The organism is Streptomyces sp. NPDC051286, from assembly GCF_044455345.1.
Taxonomy (GTDB): domain Bacteria; phylum Actinomycetota; class Actinomycetes; order Streptomycetales; family Streptomycetaceae; genus Streptomyces.
In genome coordinates this window covers 1-16,496 of the sequence record NZ_JBITER010000062.1, presented here as the reverse complement: position 1 = coordinate 16,496, position 16,496 = coordinate 1, and the positions used below count along the sequence as shown (strand labels likewise).

16 protein-coding genes are annotated in these 16,496 nt (G+C 69.1%); 6 read left to right on the top strand and 10 right to left on the bottom strand.

The genetic code is table 11. The features are described from left to right. Positions 1–236: 236 nt before the first annotated feature. Positions 237–1,274, bottom strand: a complete 1,038-nt coding sequence (locus ACIBB8_RS33795; protein WP_398958679.1) for an NUDIX domain-containing protein — start codon at positions 1,272–1,274, stop codon at positions 237–239. 197 nt (positions 1,275–1,471) lie between these two features. Here ACIBB8_RS33795 and ACIBB8_RS33790 point away from each other — a divergent pair, with 197 nt between their 5' ends. After that, positions 1,472–1,648 (top strand): hypothetical protein, encoded by a 177-nt coding sequence (locus tag ACIBB8_RS33790; RefSeq protein WP_393309199.1) that lies wholly within the window; start codon positions 1,472–1,474, stop codon positions 1,646–1,648. A gap of 51 nt (positions 1,649–1,699) precedes the next feature. Here the strand turns inward: ACIBB8_RS33790 and ACIBB8_RS33785 are convergent, their stop codons facing one another. Continuing rightward, positions 1,700–2,116: a PPOX class F420-dependent oxidoreductase gene (locus ACIBB8_RS33785; protein ID WP_398958708.1), complete on the bottom strand. Its 417-nt coding sequence runs from the start codon at positions 2,114–2,116 to the stop codon at positions 1,700–1,702. A gap of 622 nt (positions 2,117–2,738) precedes the next feature. On the opposite strand from ACIBB8_RS33785, the gene ACIBB8_RS33780 reads away from it, so the two are divergent. After that, positions 2,739–2,963, top strand: a complete 225-nt coding sequence (locus ACIBB8_RS33780) for a hypothetical protein (protein WP_037696060.1) — start codon at positions 2,739–2,741, stop codon at positions 2,961–2,963. 1 nt (position 2,964) lies between these two features. Here the strand turns inward: ACIBB8_RS33780 and ACIBB8_RS33775 are convergent, their stop codons facing one another. The 4 genes from ACIBB8_RS33775 to ACIBB8_RS33760 form a co-directional block, all read right to left on the bottom strand. Then, a complete protein-coding gene (locus ACIBB8_RS33775; protein ID WP_398958676.1) occupies positions 2,965–3,231 on the bottom strand; it encodes a hypothetical protein in 267 nt (88 codons plus the stop codon). Positions 3,232–3,336: 105 nt separating this feature from the next. Beyond that, positions 3,337–4,263, bottom strand: coding sequence for a carbohydrate ABC transporter permease (locus ACIBB8_RS33770; protein WP_398958674.1), 927 nt, complete (start codon positions 4,261–4,263; stop codon positions 3,337–3,339). Next, on the bottom strand, positions 4,260–5,174 hold the full coding sequence (locus ACIBB8_RS33765; RefSeq protein ID WP_398958672.1) for a carbohydrate ABC transporter permease: 915 nt from the start codon (positions 5,172–5,174) through the stop codon (positions 4,260–4,262). The genes ACIBB8_RS33770 and ACIBB8_RS33765 overlap by 4 nt, the downstream gene beginning before the upstream one ends. Positions 5,175–5,190: 16 nt before the next feature. Next, complete coding sequence (locus ACIBB8_RS33760) at positions 5,191–6,480, bottom strand: ABC transporter substrate-binding protein (protein ID WP_398958670.1); 1,290 nt, start codon at positions 6,478–6,480, stop codon at positions 5,191–5,193. Between the two features lie 267 nt (positions 6,481–6,747). On the opposite strand from ACIBB8_RS33760, the gene ACIBB8_RS33755 reads away from it, so the two are divergent. Then, a complete protein-coding gene (locus ACIBB8_RS33755; RefSeq protein WP_398958668.1) occupies positions 6,748–8,787 on the top strand; it encodes an NPCBM/NEW2 domain-containing protein in 2,040 nt (679 codons plus the stop codon). A gap of 196 nt (positions 8,788–8,983) precedes the next feature. Here the strand turns inward: ACIBB8_RS33755 and ACIBB8_RS33750 are convergent, their stop codons facing one another. Next, entirely contained in the window at positions 8,984–9,949 is a 966-nt protein-coding gene (locus tag ACIBB8_RS33750) for an ROK family protein (RefSeq protein ID WP_398958666.1), read from the bottom strand. 183 nt (positions 9,950–10,132) lie between these two features. Here ACIBB8_RS33750 and ACIBB8_RS33745 point away from each other — a divergent pair, with 183 nt between their 5' ends. Continuing rightward, positions 10,133–11,161: a LacI family DNA-binding transcriptional regulator gene (locus tag ACIBB8_RS33745; protein WP_398958664.1), complete on the top strand. Its 1,029-nt coding sequence runs from the start codon at positions 10,133–10,135 to the stop codon at positions 11,159–11,161. A gap of 25 nt (positions 11,162–11,186) precedes the next feature. On the opposite strand, the gene ACIBB8_RS33740 is transcribed toward ACIBB8_RS33745, so the two are convergent. After that, positions 11,187–12,179, bottom strand: a complete 993-nt coding sequence (locus ACIBB8_RS33740) for a DUF5937 family protein (protein WP_398958662.1) — start codon at positions 12,177–12,179, stop codon at positions 11,187–11,189. 100 nt (positions 12,180–12,279) lie between these two features. Here ACIBB8_RS33740 and ACIBB8_RS33735 point away from each other — a divergent pair, with 100 nt between their 5' ends. Both ACIBB8_RS33735 and ACIBB8_RS33730 read left to right on the top strand, forming a co-directional pair. Continuing rightward, complete coding sequence (locus ACIBB8_RS33735; RefSeq protein ID WP_398958660.1) at positions 12,280–13,470, top strand: MFS transporter; 1,191 nt, start codon at positions 12,280–12,282, stop codon at positions 13,468–13,470. Positions 13,471–13,513: 43 nt separating this feature from the next. After that, positions 13,514–13,885 carry an alpha/beta fold hydrolase gene (locus ACIBB8_RS33730; protein WP_398958705.1) on the top strand — a complete coding sequence of 124 codons (372 nt, stop codon included), beginning with the start codon at positions 13,514–13,516 and terminating at the stop codon, positions 13,883–13,885. Positions 13,886–13,908: 23 nt separating this feature from the next. Here ACIBB8_RS33730 and ACIBB8_RS33725 read toward each other — a convergent pair whose 3' ends face one another. Both ACIBB8_RS33725 and ACIBB8_RS33720 read right to left on the bottom strand, forming a co-directional pair. Then, the gene (locus ACIBB8_RS33725) at positions 13,909–15,207 is read right to left on the bottom strand and encodes a DUF6986 family protein (protein ID WP_398958658.1); all 1,299 of its coding nucleotides are present in this window, start codon (positions 15,205–15,207) and stop codon (positions 13,909–13,911) included. A gap of 172 nt (positions 15,208–15,379) precedes the next feature. Further along, on the bottom strand, positions 15,380–16,342 hold the full coding sequence (locus tag ACIBB8_RS33720) for an electron transfer flavoprotein subunit alpha/FixB family protein (RefSeq protein ID WP_398958656.1): 963 nt from the start codon (positions 16,340–16,342) through the stop codon (positions 15,380–15,382). Positions 16,343–16,496 lie beyond the last annotated feature (154 nt).

Sequence of the window (16,496 nt, the reverse complement as noted above, 5' to 3'; positions counted from 1 at the left end):
AGACCTCAACAACCGAAGAAGTGCGACCCCCGATCACGAAAGGTCGCGAGTTGCAAACCCCTGAAGCCGATAGCCCACGAGGTGCATCACCATCCGCCATCGAAGAAGGCCAGGAGTGCCGGCGCCGGGTGTGCCGCGGTGGTCGTGTTCGCCGCAACGACGACGATCACGACCAGCGACAACAACGCCGAGAGAACGCCGAACGAACCCAACACGCGACGCCGGTGCTGCGGGCGTCAGCCGACCGGGACCCCGGCCTCCAGGTTGAGCACCATTGACCGCTCGCGGGCCCGCAGCGCCCAGCGGAGCCGCTCATACCGGTTCGGCGGCAGCATCGTTGCGGCCTCCGCCTCGGTGACGAACCGCCAGCCGCGCAGTTCAGATCCGGGCAGCAGCAGCCGTTCGGCGTCCCGGCAGTGCAGCAGGCCGCCGTCGAAGAGCAGCCTCAGCCCTCCGTACCCGGGCGGTTTCGGCGGCTCCCAGTCGACGACGAGCAAGCTGGGGATCCGGTCGAGCTGAATCCCTATCTCCTCCGCCACTTCCCGTATCCCGGCCTGTGCCGGTGACTCGCCGGGCTCCACCACCCCGCCGGGAAACTCCCAGCCGGGCTTGTACGTGGGGTCGACGAGCAGGACCCGGTCGTGTTCGTCGAAGAGCAGCACCCCGGCGGCGAGGGTCTCCGCGGTCGGCGCGGGCGTCTGCACGATCTCGCACACGCCGGCGGCCCCGGTGCGTACCGCGTCGGCGATGCGCTCGGCCGTCTCGTACGGGGTCAGCGTGCTGGTGTCGATGGTGTGCGCTTCCGCGGTGATCCAGCCGAGCGCGGTCCGGTAGGGCTCGATGTGTTCGTACGCCCACTGCCGTACCCGCTCGTCGGCTTCCGGGTCGTCCGGTCCTTCCTCACGGTCGGCGATCCGCTGCCGCAGGATCGTTTCCTCAGGTGAGAGCAGTACATGACGCACCGGAATGCGTCTGGAAGCGAGCCCTCCGAATATCTCGTCGCGGTACTCCTGTCGCAGCAGCGTCATCGGCACCACGAGCACCCCGGGCACCTCGGCGAGCAGAGCGGCAGCCGTGTCCACCACCAACCGTCGCCAGATCGGTAGGTCCTGGTAGTCGGTCACCTCGGCAAGCCTCTTCTGGGGCAGCAGGTACCTCAGTCCCCCGCCGATCAGTTCGGGGTCGTAGAAAGTGCTGTTCGGGATCAGATCGATCAGTTCGCGCGCGGCGCTCGTCTTGCCCGCGCCGAACGCACCGTTGATCCAGACGATCACGGTTCCCCCTCTTCCGTAGCCCTCTGTGGCTTGCCCGCAACAGCCTGCCGCCAAAACCCGGCTGTGGCGATGTTGTTGCACGAAAGCAAGTGCCGGACGCCCGTCGGCAGGCGTCCCACCGTACGAATCAGGCGCCCGAGCGGCCGTAACGAGGACGGCGGGGCGTCGTTGGAGCCGACGAGGCAAGGGGGTGCACGGTGCAGCGCACAGTACTGGAGCGGTTTCCCGCGGGAGGTCCGCGAGGCAGCTGGCCTGCGGAGGAGTTCGCGGCTGCGCGCCGGGGCGAGGGTGTGGCGGCCGAGGTCGTGATGGACCTGGAGGAGGACGCGTTCCTGGTGGTCGTACCGCAGCAGGGTGCGGACCGGGGCCAGTGACCCCGCTCCGCGCCCGCCGCCACGACCTACGGCCGGAATCCGGTCGTCGTGTCAGAGCCTGCCGGTGACCTTGACGGGGGAGACCCGCACGACAACCCGCTGACCGTCGTTCTTCGAGGCCGGATTGAACGTTGCGTAGTCCTGACCGGTGTATTTGTGCGCCAGTTCGTTCAACAGCTCGTGGGTGCTGTCGGGCGTGACGGTGGCGTTACCACGGATCTCTGCATAGGTGTACGGGTTCTCTGGCGGGCTGATCAGCAGGGTGACGCGCGGGTCGCGGGCAGCGTTCTTCCCCTGCAGCCGGTCCACGGTCGTGGAGAACAACAGGTCGTCTCCGTCGCGCGTGACCCAGACAACGGTCAGGTGCGGCCGCCCGTCCGGCAGGACGGTGGCTACGGTGGCGAAGGCCTTCGAGTCGTCGAGGTACTTCTTCAGATCGTCGGAGAGCTCGGCTGCCACTGTCGTCATCCTTCGTTCGAGGTCGAGGTCGGGGTCGTAGGTGGTTCGGCACCCCTCGGGTTCATCGGGTTCAACTCCCTTCACCGCAGCAGAAATTCCGACAGCGACCTGTTCCCGTTTCGATGTGCAGGAATCTCGCGATGGCCTCGGGCGGATGGTAGACACGCTCCGGCGGGAGCAGCCGCCGGACTTTCGCGGCCTGCCCTCCTTGCACAAGTCCCGCCATCTTGCGGGCCTGTGGGTGAGGTCGGTGAGGTCGGCAAGGTCGACGATCCACTCGTCGACGAAGGTACGAATCAGCCCGCGGCCGATTCCCACCTGGATGCTGTAGTGGTGGAGCGCCACTCCTCGAAGGGAGCGCTCGGGGTGGCCGACGATGCGCTCGACGGCCTTGCGAGCAGGAACCGCCTCTCACGTTCAATGCGTGTGTATGTTCCCTCACGGACGTACTCCCCGTGCCGGACCGCACGACAGCAGGCATATCCACACCCCCACGGCCCCCGCCGCCTGCCCAGAGCATCGGCCGAGCAGCGGGGCAACCGGTCGACCGCCTGTGCCCCCGGTCCTCGGGCACCACACGTCCGGACCAGCCAGATGCGCGCCGCCCGGCATCACGCGCCACCCTGGAACCATGGCGACTCCACCGATCATCGTTCACGCCCCCACACCGTCCGGCGCCAGGCTCGTGACCGTGCACATCAACGGCCGCGACGAAAGGCTCGGGCTGGCGCACAGCGACCACGACATCATTGTGTTTCTCGCCGACGCCGGCATGGCGGACCCGGAGCGGGCCCTTGACACTCCCGCCCTGGTGGAATGGCAGGGCGCCGCAGCGCACCAGTACGAAGCCACCTGATTCAGCGTGTGTCTCCCTGCCAGTCCCACTTCCGTGAATCGTCCGCCCGCGGTCCGTACTCCGACCTGCCACCCGGACCGTGCATGCCGATCTCGGTGATCAGTGCGGCCCCGTCGGCGAGTGCCACCTCCGACCAGCCCGTCACGTCGAGGAGCAGCCCGTCGAGCGGGCCGCCGACCAGCTCGCGATATGCATGCCCGGGCTGCGGGCCCGGATCAGGATCGTCGTGGTCGGCGCCGTACACCCGACGTCGCATGATTTCGTCCATGCAGGCAGCATCGCAGCCACCACTGACACTGCCCACACCTCACGGCGGCGCCGCTCTCACCACCGTCGCGCAGCCCGCCCTCAAGCATGTCTGTCCGGGTCGGGCCTATCCCTTGCTCGATCCCAGCGTGAGCCCCGCGATGAAGTGCCGCTGCAGCAGCAGGAAGACCACAAGCGTCGGCAGGGCGACGATCACCGAGCCCGCGGCGAGGAGGTTGTAGTCCGTGAAGAACTGCCCGCGCAGGTTGTTGAGGGCGGAGGTGATGGGCAGCTTGTCGCCGTCGGAAACGAAGACCAGGGCCCAGAGGAAGTCGTTGTACATCCAGGTGAATTGAAGCGTGCCGAGCGCGGCGAGGGCCGGGCGGCACAGCGGCAGTGTGATCCGCCAGTACTGTGTCCAGATGCCCGCGCCGTCGACGACGGCGGCTTCCAGGATCTCCTGCGGCAGGGTGCGCATGAAGTTGGCGAGAACGAAGACGCAGAACCCGAGCTGGAAGCCGATCTGAACGACGACGACAGCCCAGTACGAGTCGTACATCGTCATCGAGTCGGACATCCAGTACGGCAGCGGGATGCGGTTGAACACCACGTACAGCGGGGTCACGATCACCTGCTGGGGCAGCAGGTTCCCGGCCGTGAAGAGCATCAGCAGCACGATCCCGCCGCGCATCTTCAGCCGGGCCAGGGCGAAGGCCACGAACGAGGCGAGGAAGAGGGTGACGAGCACTCCCGGGACAGCGATGATCATGGTGTTGACGAAGTGCTTCGTCATCCCGGAGTCGGCGAACGCCTGCCGGTAGTAGTCGAACGACAGATGCCTCGGCAGCGAGAAGTAGCCGTACCGGGAGGTCTCGTCGTACGGCCGCAGGGAGGCGTACACCGCCAGCAGCAGCGGCGCGAGGAAGGCGAGCGAGACCGCCATCAGGAAGGCGTGCACGCCGAGCCGGCCCGGGCGGAGACCGCGGCGCACCGCAGCGGGTGGCGGGGGTGCGGGCTGTGCGGCGGGGCGGGCGTGGGCGGTGTCGACGGTCATCGGCTCTTCTCCCCTCGGAGCTCCTGGACCAGGTACGTCACGACGAATCCGAGGGAAACGGTGAGCAGGACCACGGCGATGGCGGATCCGAAGCCGACCCGGCTCGCCTCACCGATGATGTTGTCGGTGACGAGCACCGAGAGCAGTTCGAGTCCGTTGCGGCCGTGGTTGACGGCGTACACGATGTCGAAGGCGCGCAGGGACTCGATGACGGTGATGACGCCGACGATGACGTTGACCGGCCGCAGCGTGGGGAAGACGATGCGGAAGAAGGTCTGGGCCTCGTTCGCCCCGTCGATGGCGGCCGCCTCCTTCAGCGAGGGATCGACGGCCTTGAGCCCGGCAAGGTAGAGGATCATCACATAGCCGGTGTGCCGCCACGCCGCGGCAAGCAGGACCATCCAGATGTTGAGGTCCGGGTCGCCGAGCCAGTCGGTCGGCGACGCGGTGTTCCCGATGATCGCGTTGAGAGCCCCCTGGTCGCGGGAGAAGATCAGCTGCGCGATGAAGCCGACCACGGCGAGCGACAGCACGACCGGCATGTACAGCGTCGACTGGTAGAAGCGGCTGAACCGCACGCCGCGGTCGATGAGTACGGCGAGGAACAGCCCGAACGGCGCGGCGACGAGCCCGAGGAAGGCCAGCCAGAGCAGGTTGTGCCGGGCGGCGGGCCAGAACTGCGGGTAATTGGTGAAGAGGTTCTCGTAATTCTGCGTACCGACCCACTTGATGTCGCCGATGCCGTCCCAGCTGGTGAAGGAGAGCACGATCGAGGCAAGGGTCGGGCCCCACACAATGGCGATGTCGAGCAGGACGGGTATGCCGAGCAGCAGACCGATGACGGCGAGGTCGCGGCCGGAGAATCGCCGCGGGCCCCGCCGTTCGGTGCGCCGCTCCGAGAGGAACGACACGGTCGGTACCCCAGATTCAGTCGGAGGCGAAGATGGTCTTCTTCTGCCGCTCGATGTCGTTGACGAGACCGTCCACATCGTTCGGGTTGCTGATGAACTTCTGGATGGCCGGAATCATGACGGTCGAGGCGAAGTCCGGCCGGGTGTCGCGGTCCAGGAACTGGGAGATCTGCTTGGCACCGGAGACGAGCTCCACGGCCTTCTTCTGCAGCGCCGAGTACTGGGAGGTGTCCGCCTGGTCGTTGACCGCGATGTTGTTGGGGTCGCTCTTGAGGTAGATGTCCTCGGCCTTGCCGGTGGCCAGCCACTTCACGAGGTCCTTGGCGCTCTCCAGCGTCTTCTTGTTCTTGAGGTTCTTCGACTTCTTCGCCAGCAGGAACCCATCGATCGGTGCCTCGACGGCGTCCTGGCCGTGCTCCGGGTTGATGACCGGGAACGGGAAGAAGTCGATGTCCTCCTGTTCGCCCTTGGGGAACTGGGCACCGGGGTGCGGCAGCCCGAAGACCGCCATGCCGGCTTCCTTCTTCTGCAGGCTGGTCGCGGCCTCCTGCCAGGTGCGGCCGTTGGCGCCCTGCTGGCAGTACGGAAGGAGCCGGCGCCAGGTGTCGAAGACGTCCTTGACGCGCTTGTCCGTCCAGGCTTCCTCGCCGGCCATCAAGCTCTTGTGGAAGTCGTAGCCGTTGGTCCGCATGTTGATGTAGTCGAAGGTGCCCATCGCGGGCCAGCCGTCCTTGTCGCAGAACGCGATGGGGTCGAGTTTGTCCTTCTTCATCTGCTTGGCGAGCGCCACGTACTCGTCGAGGGTCTTGGGCGCCTGGTAGCCACGGTCGGTGAAGAGACTCTTCCGGTGGAAGACGGCCCACGGGTAGTAGTAGTACGGCGTGAGGTACTGCTTGCCGTCCTCGCCGGTGGACTGGGCCTTCAGGGCGGACGAGAACCCTTCGTAGTGCTGCCAGTTGTCGCTGATGTCGTACAGCAGTCCCTTCTTGGCGAAGAACTGCATCCGGTATCCGGCGAACCACATGAACACGTCGTCCGGATTGCCCTGCAGGTATTTATTGATGTTCTCCTGGAAGGTGTTGTGGTCAACGGTGTTGACCTCGATCTTCCGCCCTGCGGACTGCGCCTCGTACGCTTTGAACGCCTCGGCGAAAGCCTTCTTGGGAATGGGGTCGGACGAATTCGACCCCATGTGGATCGTCTTGCCGTCACCACCTGGACCACTGCTGCATGCCGTGAGCAGCGAGGGAAGCGTGATCGCGCCCGCGCCAACCGCCGCACCACGCAGCAGATTTCGCCGAGACATCCGATGTCCTGCCACACTATCGGGCATGCTTGACCTGTCGTACGACGAGCGCCCCATGACCCCCTCCTCCGGGATGGAACCCAACACAGCCGAACGTGCGATTGGATCTCACTCCCAAGCCAGGCTGTGGTCAAGGGTTTTGACGAGATGCCAGTCAACCTTTACTGCACCTCTTCCAACAGACTCCAACATCCCCTAACATAATCGCGCGCACCTGGCGTGCACATGATGTCATCCAATCTGACACGACTGTGGAGGAGCGTTACGATGCGTCACCTTCCAACCCGTACGACCCGAGCAAGCGGCAGGACAGTCATCGGAGCGCTGGCCGCCGGTCTGCTCTGTGCAGCGGGCGCAACCGCTCCCGCGGTCGCGGACTCACCGACAACGGCGGCTGCCGCAGCAGTCAGCCCTGAGTCCGACAACGGGCTCGCACTCACCCCGCCGATGGGATTCAACAACTGGAACTCGACCCACTGCCGCCCCGAGTTCAACGAGGCGATGGTCAAGGGAATCGCCGACATCTTCGTCGAGAAGGGCCTCAAGGACGCCGGCTACCAGTACGTCAACCTCGACGACTGCTGGGCGAAGCCGCAGCGCAACGCGGACGGCAAGCTGGAGGCGGACCCGGTGCGTTTCCCGAACGGCATCAAGGCCGTCGCGGACTACGTGCACTCCAAGGGTCTCAGGCTCGGCATCTACACCAGCGCGGGCACGCGTACGTGCGAAGGCACAATGCCGGGGGCACTCGGCCATGAGTACAGCGATGCGCAGCAGTTCGCGGACTGGGGCGTCGACTATCTCAAGTACGACAACTGCAACAACCAGGGCGTCGACGCGAAGAAGCGCTATACGACGATGCGCGACGCGCTGAAGGCCACCGGCCGTCCCATTGTCTACAGCATCTGCGAATGGGGCGAGAACAAGCCCTGGGAGTGGGCCGCCGACGTCGGCCATCTCTGGCGCACGACGTACGACATCAGCGACAGCTGGGGCAGCATGCTGTCGCTCATGAAGCAGAACCTGCCGCTCGCCGCCGCCGCGGGACCGGGGCACTGGAACGACCCCGACATGCTCGAAGTCGGCAATGGCGGAATGACGGACACCGAGTACCGCACTCACTTCTCCATGTGGTCCGTGATGGCGGCGCCGCTACTCATCGGCTCCGATCTGCGCAAGGCGACTCCGGAGACCTTGGAGATCCTCTCGAATCACGAGGTCATCGCGGTCGATCAGGACCCGCTGGGAAAGCAGGGCGCCGTGGTCTCCTCCAATGGCGGGCGCTGGGTCGTCGCCAAGGAGATGAAGGACGGCAGCCGGGTCGTGGCGCTCTTCAACGAGACCGGGTCCGCGCAGCGCATCTCGACGACCGCGAAGGAGGCGGGTCTGCCGGAGGCTGACGCGTACACGATGCGTGACCTGTGGCAGCACACGACGTACAACACGGCGGGCGGCATCTCCGCGACCGTCCCGGCGCACGGCACGGTACTGCTGCGCATAGCCGCCGGCAGCAAGTGGGCCGCCTACCCTCCGGCCGTGGAACTCGGCCTGAACGGCAGCCCGTTGGTGGAGTCCGGTCGCAACGCGTCGCTGACGACGACGGTCACCGATCTGGGCCGTACGCCCGCCAAGAGCGTCTCCGCGGCGCTCACCGGCCCGTCGGGCTGGCAGATCAAGGCCCTGTCGCCGACCGGCACCGGCGTCGTGCCCACCGGCGGTGCGCTGACCACACGCTGGCAGGTGACGCCTCCCGCGGGCACAGCCACCGGTACGTACGATCTGAAGCTCAGCGCCGAGTACTGGTCACCGACCGGGACGCGCGTGCAGACCTCGGTGCCGTTCCGGGCGCATGTGGTGGTGGCGCCCCCGGCGGGCAGCAGCTATCTGAGCGATCTGCCGCAGCTCTCCGCGTCCAACGGCTGGGGTCCGGTCGAGAAGGACACGAGCAACGGTGAGAGCGAGGCCGGTGACGGCAATCCGCTGACCATCGGCGGCACCGTCTTCACCAAGGGACTCGGGGCACACGCGGACAGCGCCGTCGAGTTCTACGCGGGCAGTGCGTGCAGCGCCGTGACCGCCCAGGTCGGAGTCGACGACGAGGCGGGTGCCCATGGCACGGTGGCGTTCGAGATCTGGGCGGACGGCACAAAGGTGGCGTCGACCGGGGTCCTGACCAACGCGATGGCCGCGCAGCCGATCACCGCGGATGTGAGCGGCGCGCAGGTGGTACGTCTGGTGGTCACCGACGGCGGGGACGGGATCAACTACGACCACGCCGACTGGGCGGACCTGCGGATCGGGTGCTGAGTCCGGTCCGGGCGCCCGGCCCGGTAGGAGTAGTGCCTGCCCGGTAGAGGGCCGGGTGCGCACCGAGTACGGGCCTGGAGCCCCTGCCCGGAACCGGTTCCGGGCAGGGGCTCGGCCACCGGGCACGCCTGGCTTCCGGACCACCGCTCGCCGGACGGGACGGGGCGCCGCCCACCGTCCGGCAGCCGGACCCTGTTCAGCCGCTCAGCACGGCCGCGGCTGCCGCCCCGCCCGGCCTGACCGCCGAGGCGGCGGCCGCGGCACCCACCAGACCCGCATCCGTACCCATCACCGCGGGTGCCACCGTGAGCTGTTGGACGAACGAGAGTGTCGCGTAGCTGCGCAGGGCGCGGCGCAGCGGAGCAAAGAGGACGTCGCCCGCACCAGCCACTCCCCCACCGATGACGGCGATGTCGATCTCGACCAGCGTGGCGGTGGCGGCGATTCCGGCGGCCAGCGCCTGCGCGGCGCGCTCGAAGGAGGCGACCGCCACCGGATGTCCGGCCCGCGCGGCGGCGGCCACGGCGGCGGCCGTGGCGTCGCCGTCCGGGCCGGGCTGCCAGCCGCCCTGCAGGGCGCGGCGGGCGATGTTCGGCCCGCTGGCAATCCGTTCCACACAGCCACGCGAACCGCACGGACACGGGTCGCCGTCCAGATCCACACTGATATGGCCGATGTGACCGGCGTTGCCGGTGGGCCCCGGGTGCAGCTTGCCTCCGAGAACGAGACCGCCGCCGACCCCTGTCGACACGACCAGGCACAGCGCGTTGTCGTAACCGCGGGCCGCACCGAGCCAGTGCTCAGCCGCGGTCATCGCGACCCCGTCACCGACCAGTTCCACGGGGAGCCCGCCGGCGACCCTCCGCACCCGCTCCACCAGCGGGAAGTCGCGCCAACCGGGAACGTTGACGGGGCTGACCGTCCCCGCCGAGGCGTCCACCGGACCTGCGCTGCCGATGCCGACGGCGGTCGCACGGCCCCACAGCGGCGAGGCGGTCAGCTCGGCCAGCACGTCCGTCACCGCGCCCATCACCATCTCGCCGCTCTCCCGGGCGGGCGTCGGCCGCTGCGCCCGCACAAGAAGCGTGCCGCTGCCGTCCACCAGAGCGCCGGCAATCTTGGTGCCGCCGATGTCGAGCGCGGCGACGAGGTCGGAATGCATCGGTGTGGGCTCCGGATGAGTGAGGAGGCGGGGACCTGCGGCTTCAGTGAATAGTCTGCATAGTCTCTATTCAGTTGACAACGTTGTCCAGGGCCTATGCTCGACGACACAGCCTCCGGCACCTCCGCAGCACCCGCCTGCGACCGGACGGACAGCCCGCACCCGACGACAGGACAGCGCATCGTGGCAGAGACCGCCCGTCACTCCGAGCCCCGCTACGGCAACCGGCCGACCATGAAGGATGTCGCCGCCCGGGCCGGAGTGGGCCTCAAGACGGTCTCCCGCGTGGTCAACAGCGAACCGGGGGTCACGCCGGACACCGAGCGCCGGGTCCAGGAGGCGATCGATGCGCTCGGCTTCCGCCGCAACGACAGCGCGCGCGTGCTCCGCAAGGGCCGTACCGCCTCCATCGGCCTGGTACTGGAGGATCTCGCCGACCCGTTCTACGGGCCCCTGAGCCGCGCCGTCGAGGAAGTCGCCCGCGCCCACGGCGCCCTGCTCATCAACGGGTCGAGCGCCGAGGACCCGGAGCGCGAGCAGGAGCTCGTGCTCGCGCTCTGCGCCCGCCGGGTGGACGGGCTGATCGTGATTCCGGCCGGTGACGACCATCGCTACCTGGAGCCGGAGATAAAGGCGGGGATCGCCACCGTCTTCGTGGACCGCCCGGCGGGCCGGATCGACGCCGACATCGTCCTTTCCGACAGTTTCGGCGGCGCCCGGCAGGGTGTCGCCCATCTGATCGCGCACGGACACCGCAGGATCGGCTTCATCGGTGACCAGCCGCGTATCCACACGGCCACCGAGCGTCTGCGCGGTTATCACGCCGCAATGTCGGACGCCGGGATCACCGTCGAGGACTCCTGGGTCTCCCTCGGCTCCACCGACCCGGCGCGGGTCAGGGCGGCCGCCGACGCGATGCTCTCGGGCCCCGAACCGGTCACCGCACTCTTCGCGGGCAACAACCGGGTGACGGTCACCGCGGTGCGCGTGCTGGCGGAGCGGGAGCGTCCGGTTGCCCTGGTCGGCTTCGATGACATCGAACTGGCCGACCTGCTGGGCATCACGGTCATCTCCCAGGACGCCGCGGCCGTGGGACGAACGGCGGCCGAGCACCTGTTCCGCCGACTGGACGGCGCCGACGACGCCCCGGCGCGGGTGGAGCTGCCGACGTCCCTCATCGCCCGCGGCTCGGGCGAACTGCCGCCCGCCTGAGCGGGGCGTCGACGGGCCGGCTCGATCAGGTTCCGGCGGGCGTCAGCAGCGCGTCCGCTACCGACGTCCGTGCGTAAAGGACCGAGCGGCCGGCGCGGTGGGCAGTCACCAGGCCCGCGTCGCGCAGGGCCGTCAGGTGCTGGGAGACGCCGGCCGCGGACAGTCCGGAACGCCGGGCGAGCGCGGTGGTCGACGCGGGGGTGTCGAGCTCGGTCAGAAGCAGGGTGCGGGAGCGGCCCAGGACAGCGGCGACGGCATCGGCGGCTGCGGTGCTGCGCGGCTCCCAGATGGTTCCAATACCCCGTGCCGGATAGGCGAGTTGCGGCGGGTCCGGAGCCACCGAGCGGGTGAGCACCCGCGGCCAGGCGAACACGGAGGGCACCAGCAGCATCCCCGCGCCCGAGTCGGCGCGGGTCAGGGCGCAGTGGCGGCGTACCAGGCGCAGGCTGCTCTCGTCCCACCGCACCGAGTCGTGCAGTTCGTTGAGGACCTGCGCGACCCCGAGCTCGGCAACCTGCCGCGCCCGGCGGAACACATCGGCTTCGAGCAGCTGGCGGATCCGGGCCCAGTACGGCGCGAGCGCCAGCTCCCAGTAGGTCTCGATCTCGGCGGCGACCTTCTCCAGCGCCGGTTCCGGTGCCTCGCGGAGCAGTCCAAGCCGCATGGACCGCCCGAAGTCCCGCTCGGCGCCCAGCTTGTCGAGATCGGTCCGTACCCGCTCGGGCGGGGTCTGCCGGATCGCCTCCAGTTCGGCCGCGAATTCCGGGAACGGGGTGGGCGGTGTCGGGTTGAGGAAGTCCGCGAGATATCCGCCGGCGGGAATGAGCTCGGCGAGCCACCCACGGTCGAGCCCCGCTTCCGCCAGCCGGGGCCGTACCTGCGCGGCCCAGCGCCGGTGCAGCGGCGGTTCGCTCTCGGCGCGCAGCAGCCGGAAGCTGGTGACGACCTCCCACATCGGGGAGATGGCGAAGCGGGTCTGCGCCAAGTCTGCAGTGGAGAAGCTCAGTTCCGACTCCATGTGCCCCCGCCGTCCGGGTCCCTCCGGGCCGGTCGCCCGTTGGATTCGGTCCCACCTTAATCAATGGTCCGGCGCCACGGTCGGGCTGCACGCTCCTCGCATGCTCTCCCCCTTTCGCGGCCTTCCGCCCACGGTCTGGACCCTCTTCGCCGGCACGATCATCAACCGGCTCGGCTACCTGGTCACTCCGTTCCTGGTGTTCTTCCTCGCCGCACGCGGCGTCACCGGCACCCAGACCTCGTACGTCCTCGGCGCCCTGGGCGCGGGCAACCTGCTCGGCCCCGCCATCGGCGGTCTGCTCGCCGACCGGATCGGCCGCCGCCCGACGATGCTCATCGGTCTCCTCGGCGCCTCCGCGGCGCAGGGTGCGCTCTTCCTCGCACCGGGCATGCTGACAATGACCGGCGCCGCGCTGCTGCTCAGTGCGACAGGCGCGATGATCAGCCCTGCGGTGTACGCGCTGATGGCCGACTCCGTGGACGCGGAGCGCCGACGGCGGGCGTACGCCCTGTTCGGCTGGGGCATCAACATCGGTACGGCGGCGGCAGGCGTCCTCGGTGGTTTCCTCGCCGCGCACGGCTACTGGCTGCTCTTCGCGGTCGACGCCGGGACCATGCTGCTGTACGCCGTCGTCGTCGCCACCCGGGTGACCGAGACGCGAACGCCGAAGGACCGGGCCGAGGCGCGCGACGGCGTCGGATACGGCGTCGTCCTCCGCGACCGGCTGCTGCTCGCACTGCTCCCGCTGTTCGGGGTGCAGCTCTTCGTCTATTCACTGACCGAGGTCGCCCTGCCGCTGGCCGTCCACGACAGTGGGCTTTCCCCCGCGGTCTACGGGGCCATGGCGGCGGTCAACGCGGTGCTGGTGGTGGTCCTGCAGCCGTTCGCCACAGCTCGCCTCGCCCGGCTGCCGCAGATTCCGGTGCACGCCGCCGGCAGCGTTCTGATCGCCGGGGGTGTGGCGCTCACGGGTGTCGCGGACAGCATCGCGGGTTACACGCTGTCGGTGGTGGTCTGGTCCGTGGGCGAGGCGTGCGTGTCCGGGATCGCCTCCGCGATCGTCGCCAACCTCGCCCCGGCCCACGCACGGGGCCGCTACCAGGGGGCGTTCCAGTGGACCTGGGGGGTCTCCCGGTTCGCGGCTCTGACCCTGGGCGTCACTGTCTATACGGCTCTCGGTCCGGCGGTCCTGTGGTGGTCGGCACTGCTGGGCGGTGCCCTCTGCTCGGTCGCGCCGCTCGCCCTCGCGGGCCGCATCACTGGTCGCATGAACCACGCGCTGGCGGCCTGAGGGACCGGAGAGCCGGGTCTTACGGCCTGGTGCACGATAGCCCCTGCTGAGCCCTCCGAGCGCCGGCTCGGCGACCAACGCCGCAGCGTCACCCAGTACGGAGTCGTCGAAGACGGCACGTTTTCGGCTCCCGCCCCCCGGTCCTCCCTGCGGCAACGACGAGGCCGCGGACATCTACGCGTCCCCCGATGCCTTCGCCCCTGCCGCGGCCCGCGACGCCGTTGCCGCGCTGGACGCCCGGGTCCTGGTCCTCGCGGGCGAGCTGGACAGCGGTCCGCTTCCTCGCGTCGCGGCCACCGTCGCAGGGTTGTTCGCCAACGCCGAACTGACCGTCCAGCCGGGCGCAGGCCACTTCCCGTGGCTCGACGATCCCGTCCGCTTCAGCGGGACCGTCGAGACCTTCCTGCGGGGCTGACGGTACGGGCCGGGGCCCGCGAACTACGGCGCCGTCACCGTCAGCCCTGCGCGCCGGGGCGAGGCGAACGCGTCGAGGTCCGCCCGTGTCAGCCCCGTCAGGCGGGAGACCTCGGCGGTGTCGAGTGCGCCGCAGTCGATGCCGCGCAGCAGGTATCCACTGAGGGCCTTGGCGGTGGCGGGCTCGTCCATGACGTCGCCGTCGGCCTTGGCGACGTACGCGGCGAGCCGGGCGGCTGCCTGTTCCAGGCCTTCGCGATAGAAGGTGTAGACGGCCGCGTAACGGGTCGGCAGGTGGCCGGGGTGCATGTCCCAGCCCTGGTAGTAGGCGCGGGCCAGCGCACGGCGGGTGAGCCCGTAGTGGAGCCGCCACGCCTCGTGGACCTGGTGGGTGGGGCCGACCGGGAGGACGTTGGTCGAGCCGTCGCAGACACGTACACCAGTACCCGCGGCGGCCACCTGCATGACCGCCTTGGCGTGGTCGGCGGCCGGATGGTCACTGGCCTGGTAGGCAGCGCTGACGCCGACGCAGGCGCTGTAGTCGAAGGTGCCGTAGTGCAGGCCGGTCGCGCGGCCCCCGGCGGCATCGATCATGCGGGCCACGGCGGCGGTGCCGTCGGCGGCGAGGATGGACTGGCTGGTCTCGATCTGGATCTCGAAGCCGAGTCGGCCCGACGGCAGGCCATGGGCCTGCTCGAAGGCGTCGAGGAGCCGGACGAAGGCGGTGACCTGTTCGGGGTACGTCACCTTGGGAAGGGTGAGCACCAGGCCCTCGGGGAGCCCGCCCGCCCGCATCAGACCGGTGAGGAAGATGTCCGTGGTGCGGATGCCCCGGTCGCGTACGGCGGCCTCCATGCACTTCATCCGGATGCCCATGTACGGGGCGGCCGTGCCGTTCCGGTACGCCTCCGAGACCAGCCGCGCGGCACGGGCGGCAGCCTCGTCCTCCTCCGCGTCGGGGCGGGGGCCGTAGCCGTCCTCGAAGTCGATGCGCAGGTCTTCGACGGGCTCGCGCTCCAGCTTGGCGCGGACCCGGTCATGGACGGGCGCGGCGAGCTCCTCCGGGATGCCGAGGACTGCGGCGAACGAGGCCGCGTCGGGGGCATGTTCGTCGAGGGCGCGGAGCGCTTGGTCGCCCCAGGAGCGGATGGTGTCTGCGGTGAAGGTGCCGCCGGGGACGTAGACCGTGTGGACGGGCTGGCGGGTGCCGGGGTCTCCCGGGTAGCGGCGGGCGAGCTCGGCGTCCACCGCGGCGAGAGAGGCACTGATCTCCTCGCTGACGGCACCGGCGAGACTCGTTGCCACCTTCTCCTGCTGACCCATGTCCACACCCTCCACAGTGTCGCTATTTCCGCTTCTCGGAATCAACAATCCGTATAGTGAAGCTATAAGGCCACCGGACCTGCGTCAATGGTGATCAGAAATGGTCCGGGGCCGCGCGGTGAGAACACCACGCGGCCCCGGACCATCAAGAAGGGGTACAGCCCCCGGCAGATCAGCCCTTGCGGGAGTTGACCTCTTCGGTGAGCTGGGGGACGACCTGGAAGAGGTCGCCGACGATGCCGTAGTCGACGAGGTCGAAGATCGGGGCCTCGGCGTCCTTGTTGATCGCGACGATGGTCTTGGAGGTCTGCATGCCGGCCCGGTGCTGGATCGCGCCGGAGATCCCGGAGGCGATGTAGAGCTGCGGGGAGACGGACTTGCCGGTCTGGCCGACCTGGCTGGAGTGCGGGTACCAGCCGGCGTCGACCGCGGCTCGCGAGGCACCCACGGCCGCGCCGAGGGAGTCGGCGAGCGCCTCGATGATGTGGAAGTTCTCCGCACCGTTGACCCCACGGCCGCCGGAGACCACGATCGCGGCCTCGGTCAGCTCCGGACGCCCGGTCGACTCGCGCGGGGTCCGGGACAGCACCTTCGTGCCGGTCGCCTGCGCGGAGAACGTGACCGGCAGGGTCTCGACCGCACCCGCGGCCGGGGCCGGCTCGACCGGGGCCGAGTTCGGCTTGACCGTGATGACCGGAGTACCCCGCGAGACACGCGACCTGGTCGTGAACGACGCGGCGAACGCGGACTGGGTGGCGACCGGACCCAGCTCACCGGCCTCCAGATCGACGGCGTCCGTGATGATCCCGGACCCGATCCGCACCGCGAGCCGGGCCGCGATCTCCTTGCCCTCCGCGGAGGACGGAACCAGCACCGCCGCCGGGGACACCGCATCGAACGCGGCCTGCAGCGCGTCGACCTTCGGCACGACCAGATACTCGGCGAACTCCGGCGCCTCGGCGGCAAGGACCCGGACCGCACCGTGCTCGGCGAGCACCGCCGCGGTACCGGCCGCACCACTGCCCAGCGCGACCGCGACCGGGTCACCGATCCGGCGGGCCAGCGTCAGCAGCTCCAGAGTGGGCTTGCGGACGGCACCGTCCACGTGATCGACATAGACGAGAACTTCAGCCATGGGACTTCAATCTCCTGCGCAAACGAGGGTGAGAGGGATGGACGACGGGGCCGAACAGGCCGGGGCAGGTCAGGCGAAACCCCCGGCCCCACAGGCGGCACCTAGATGAACTTCTGCTCCGCGAGGAAGGCGGCGAGCTGCTTGCCGCCCTCGC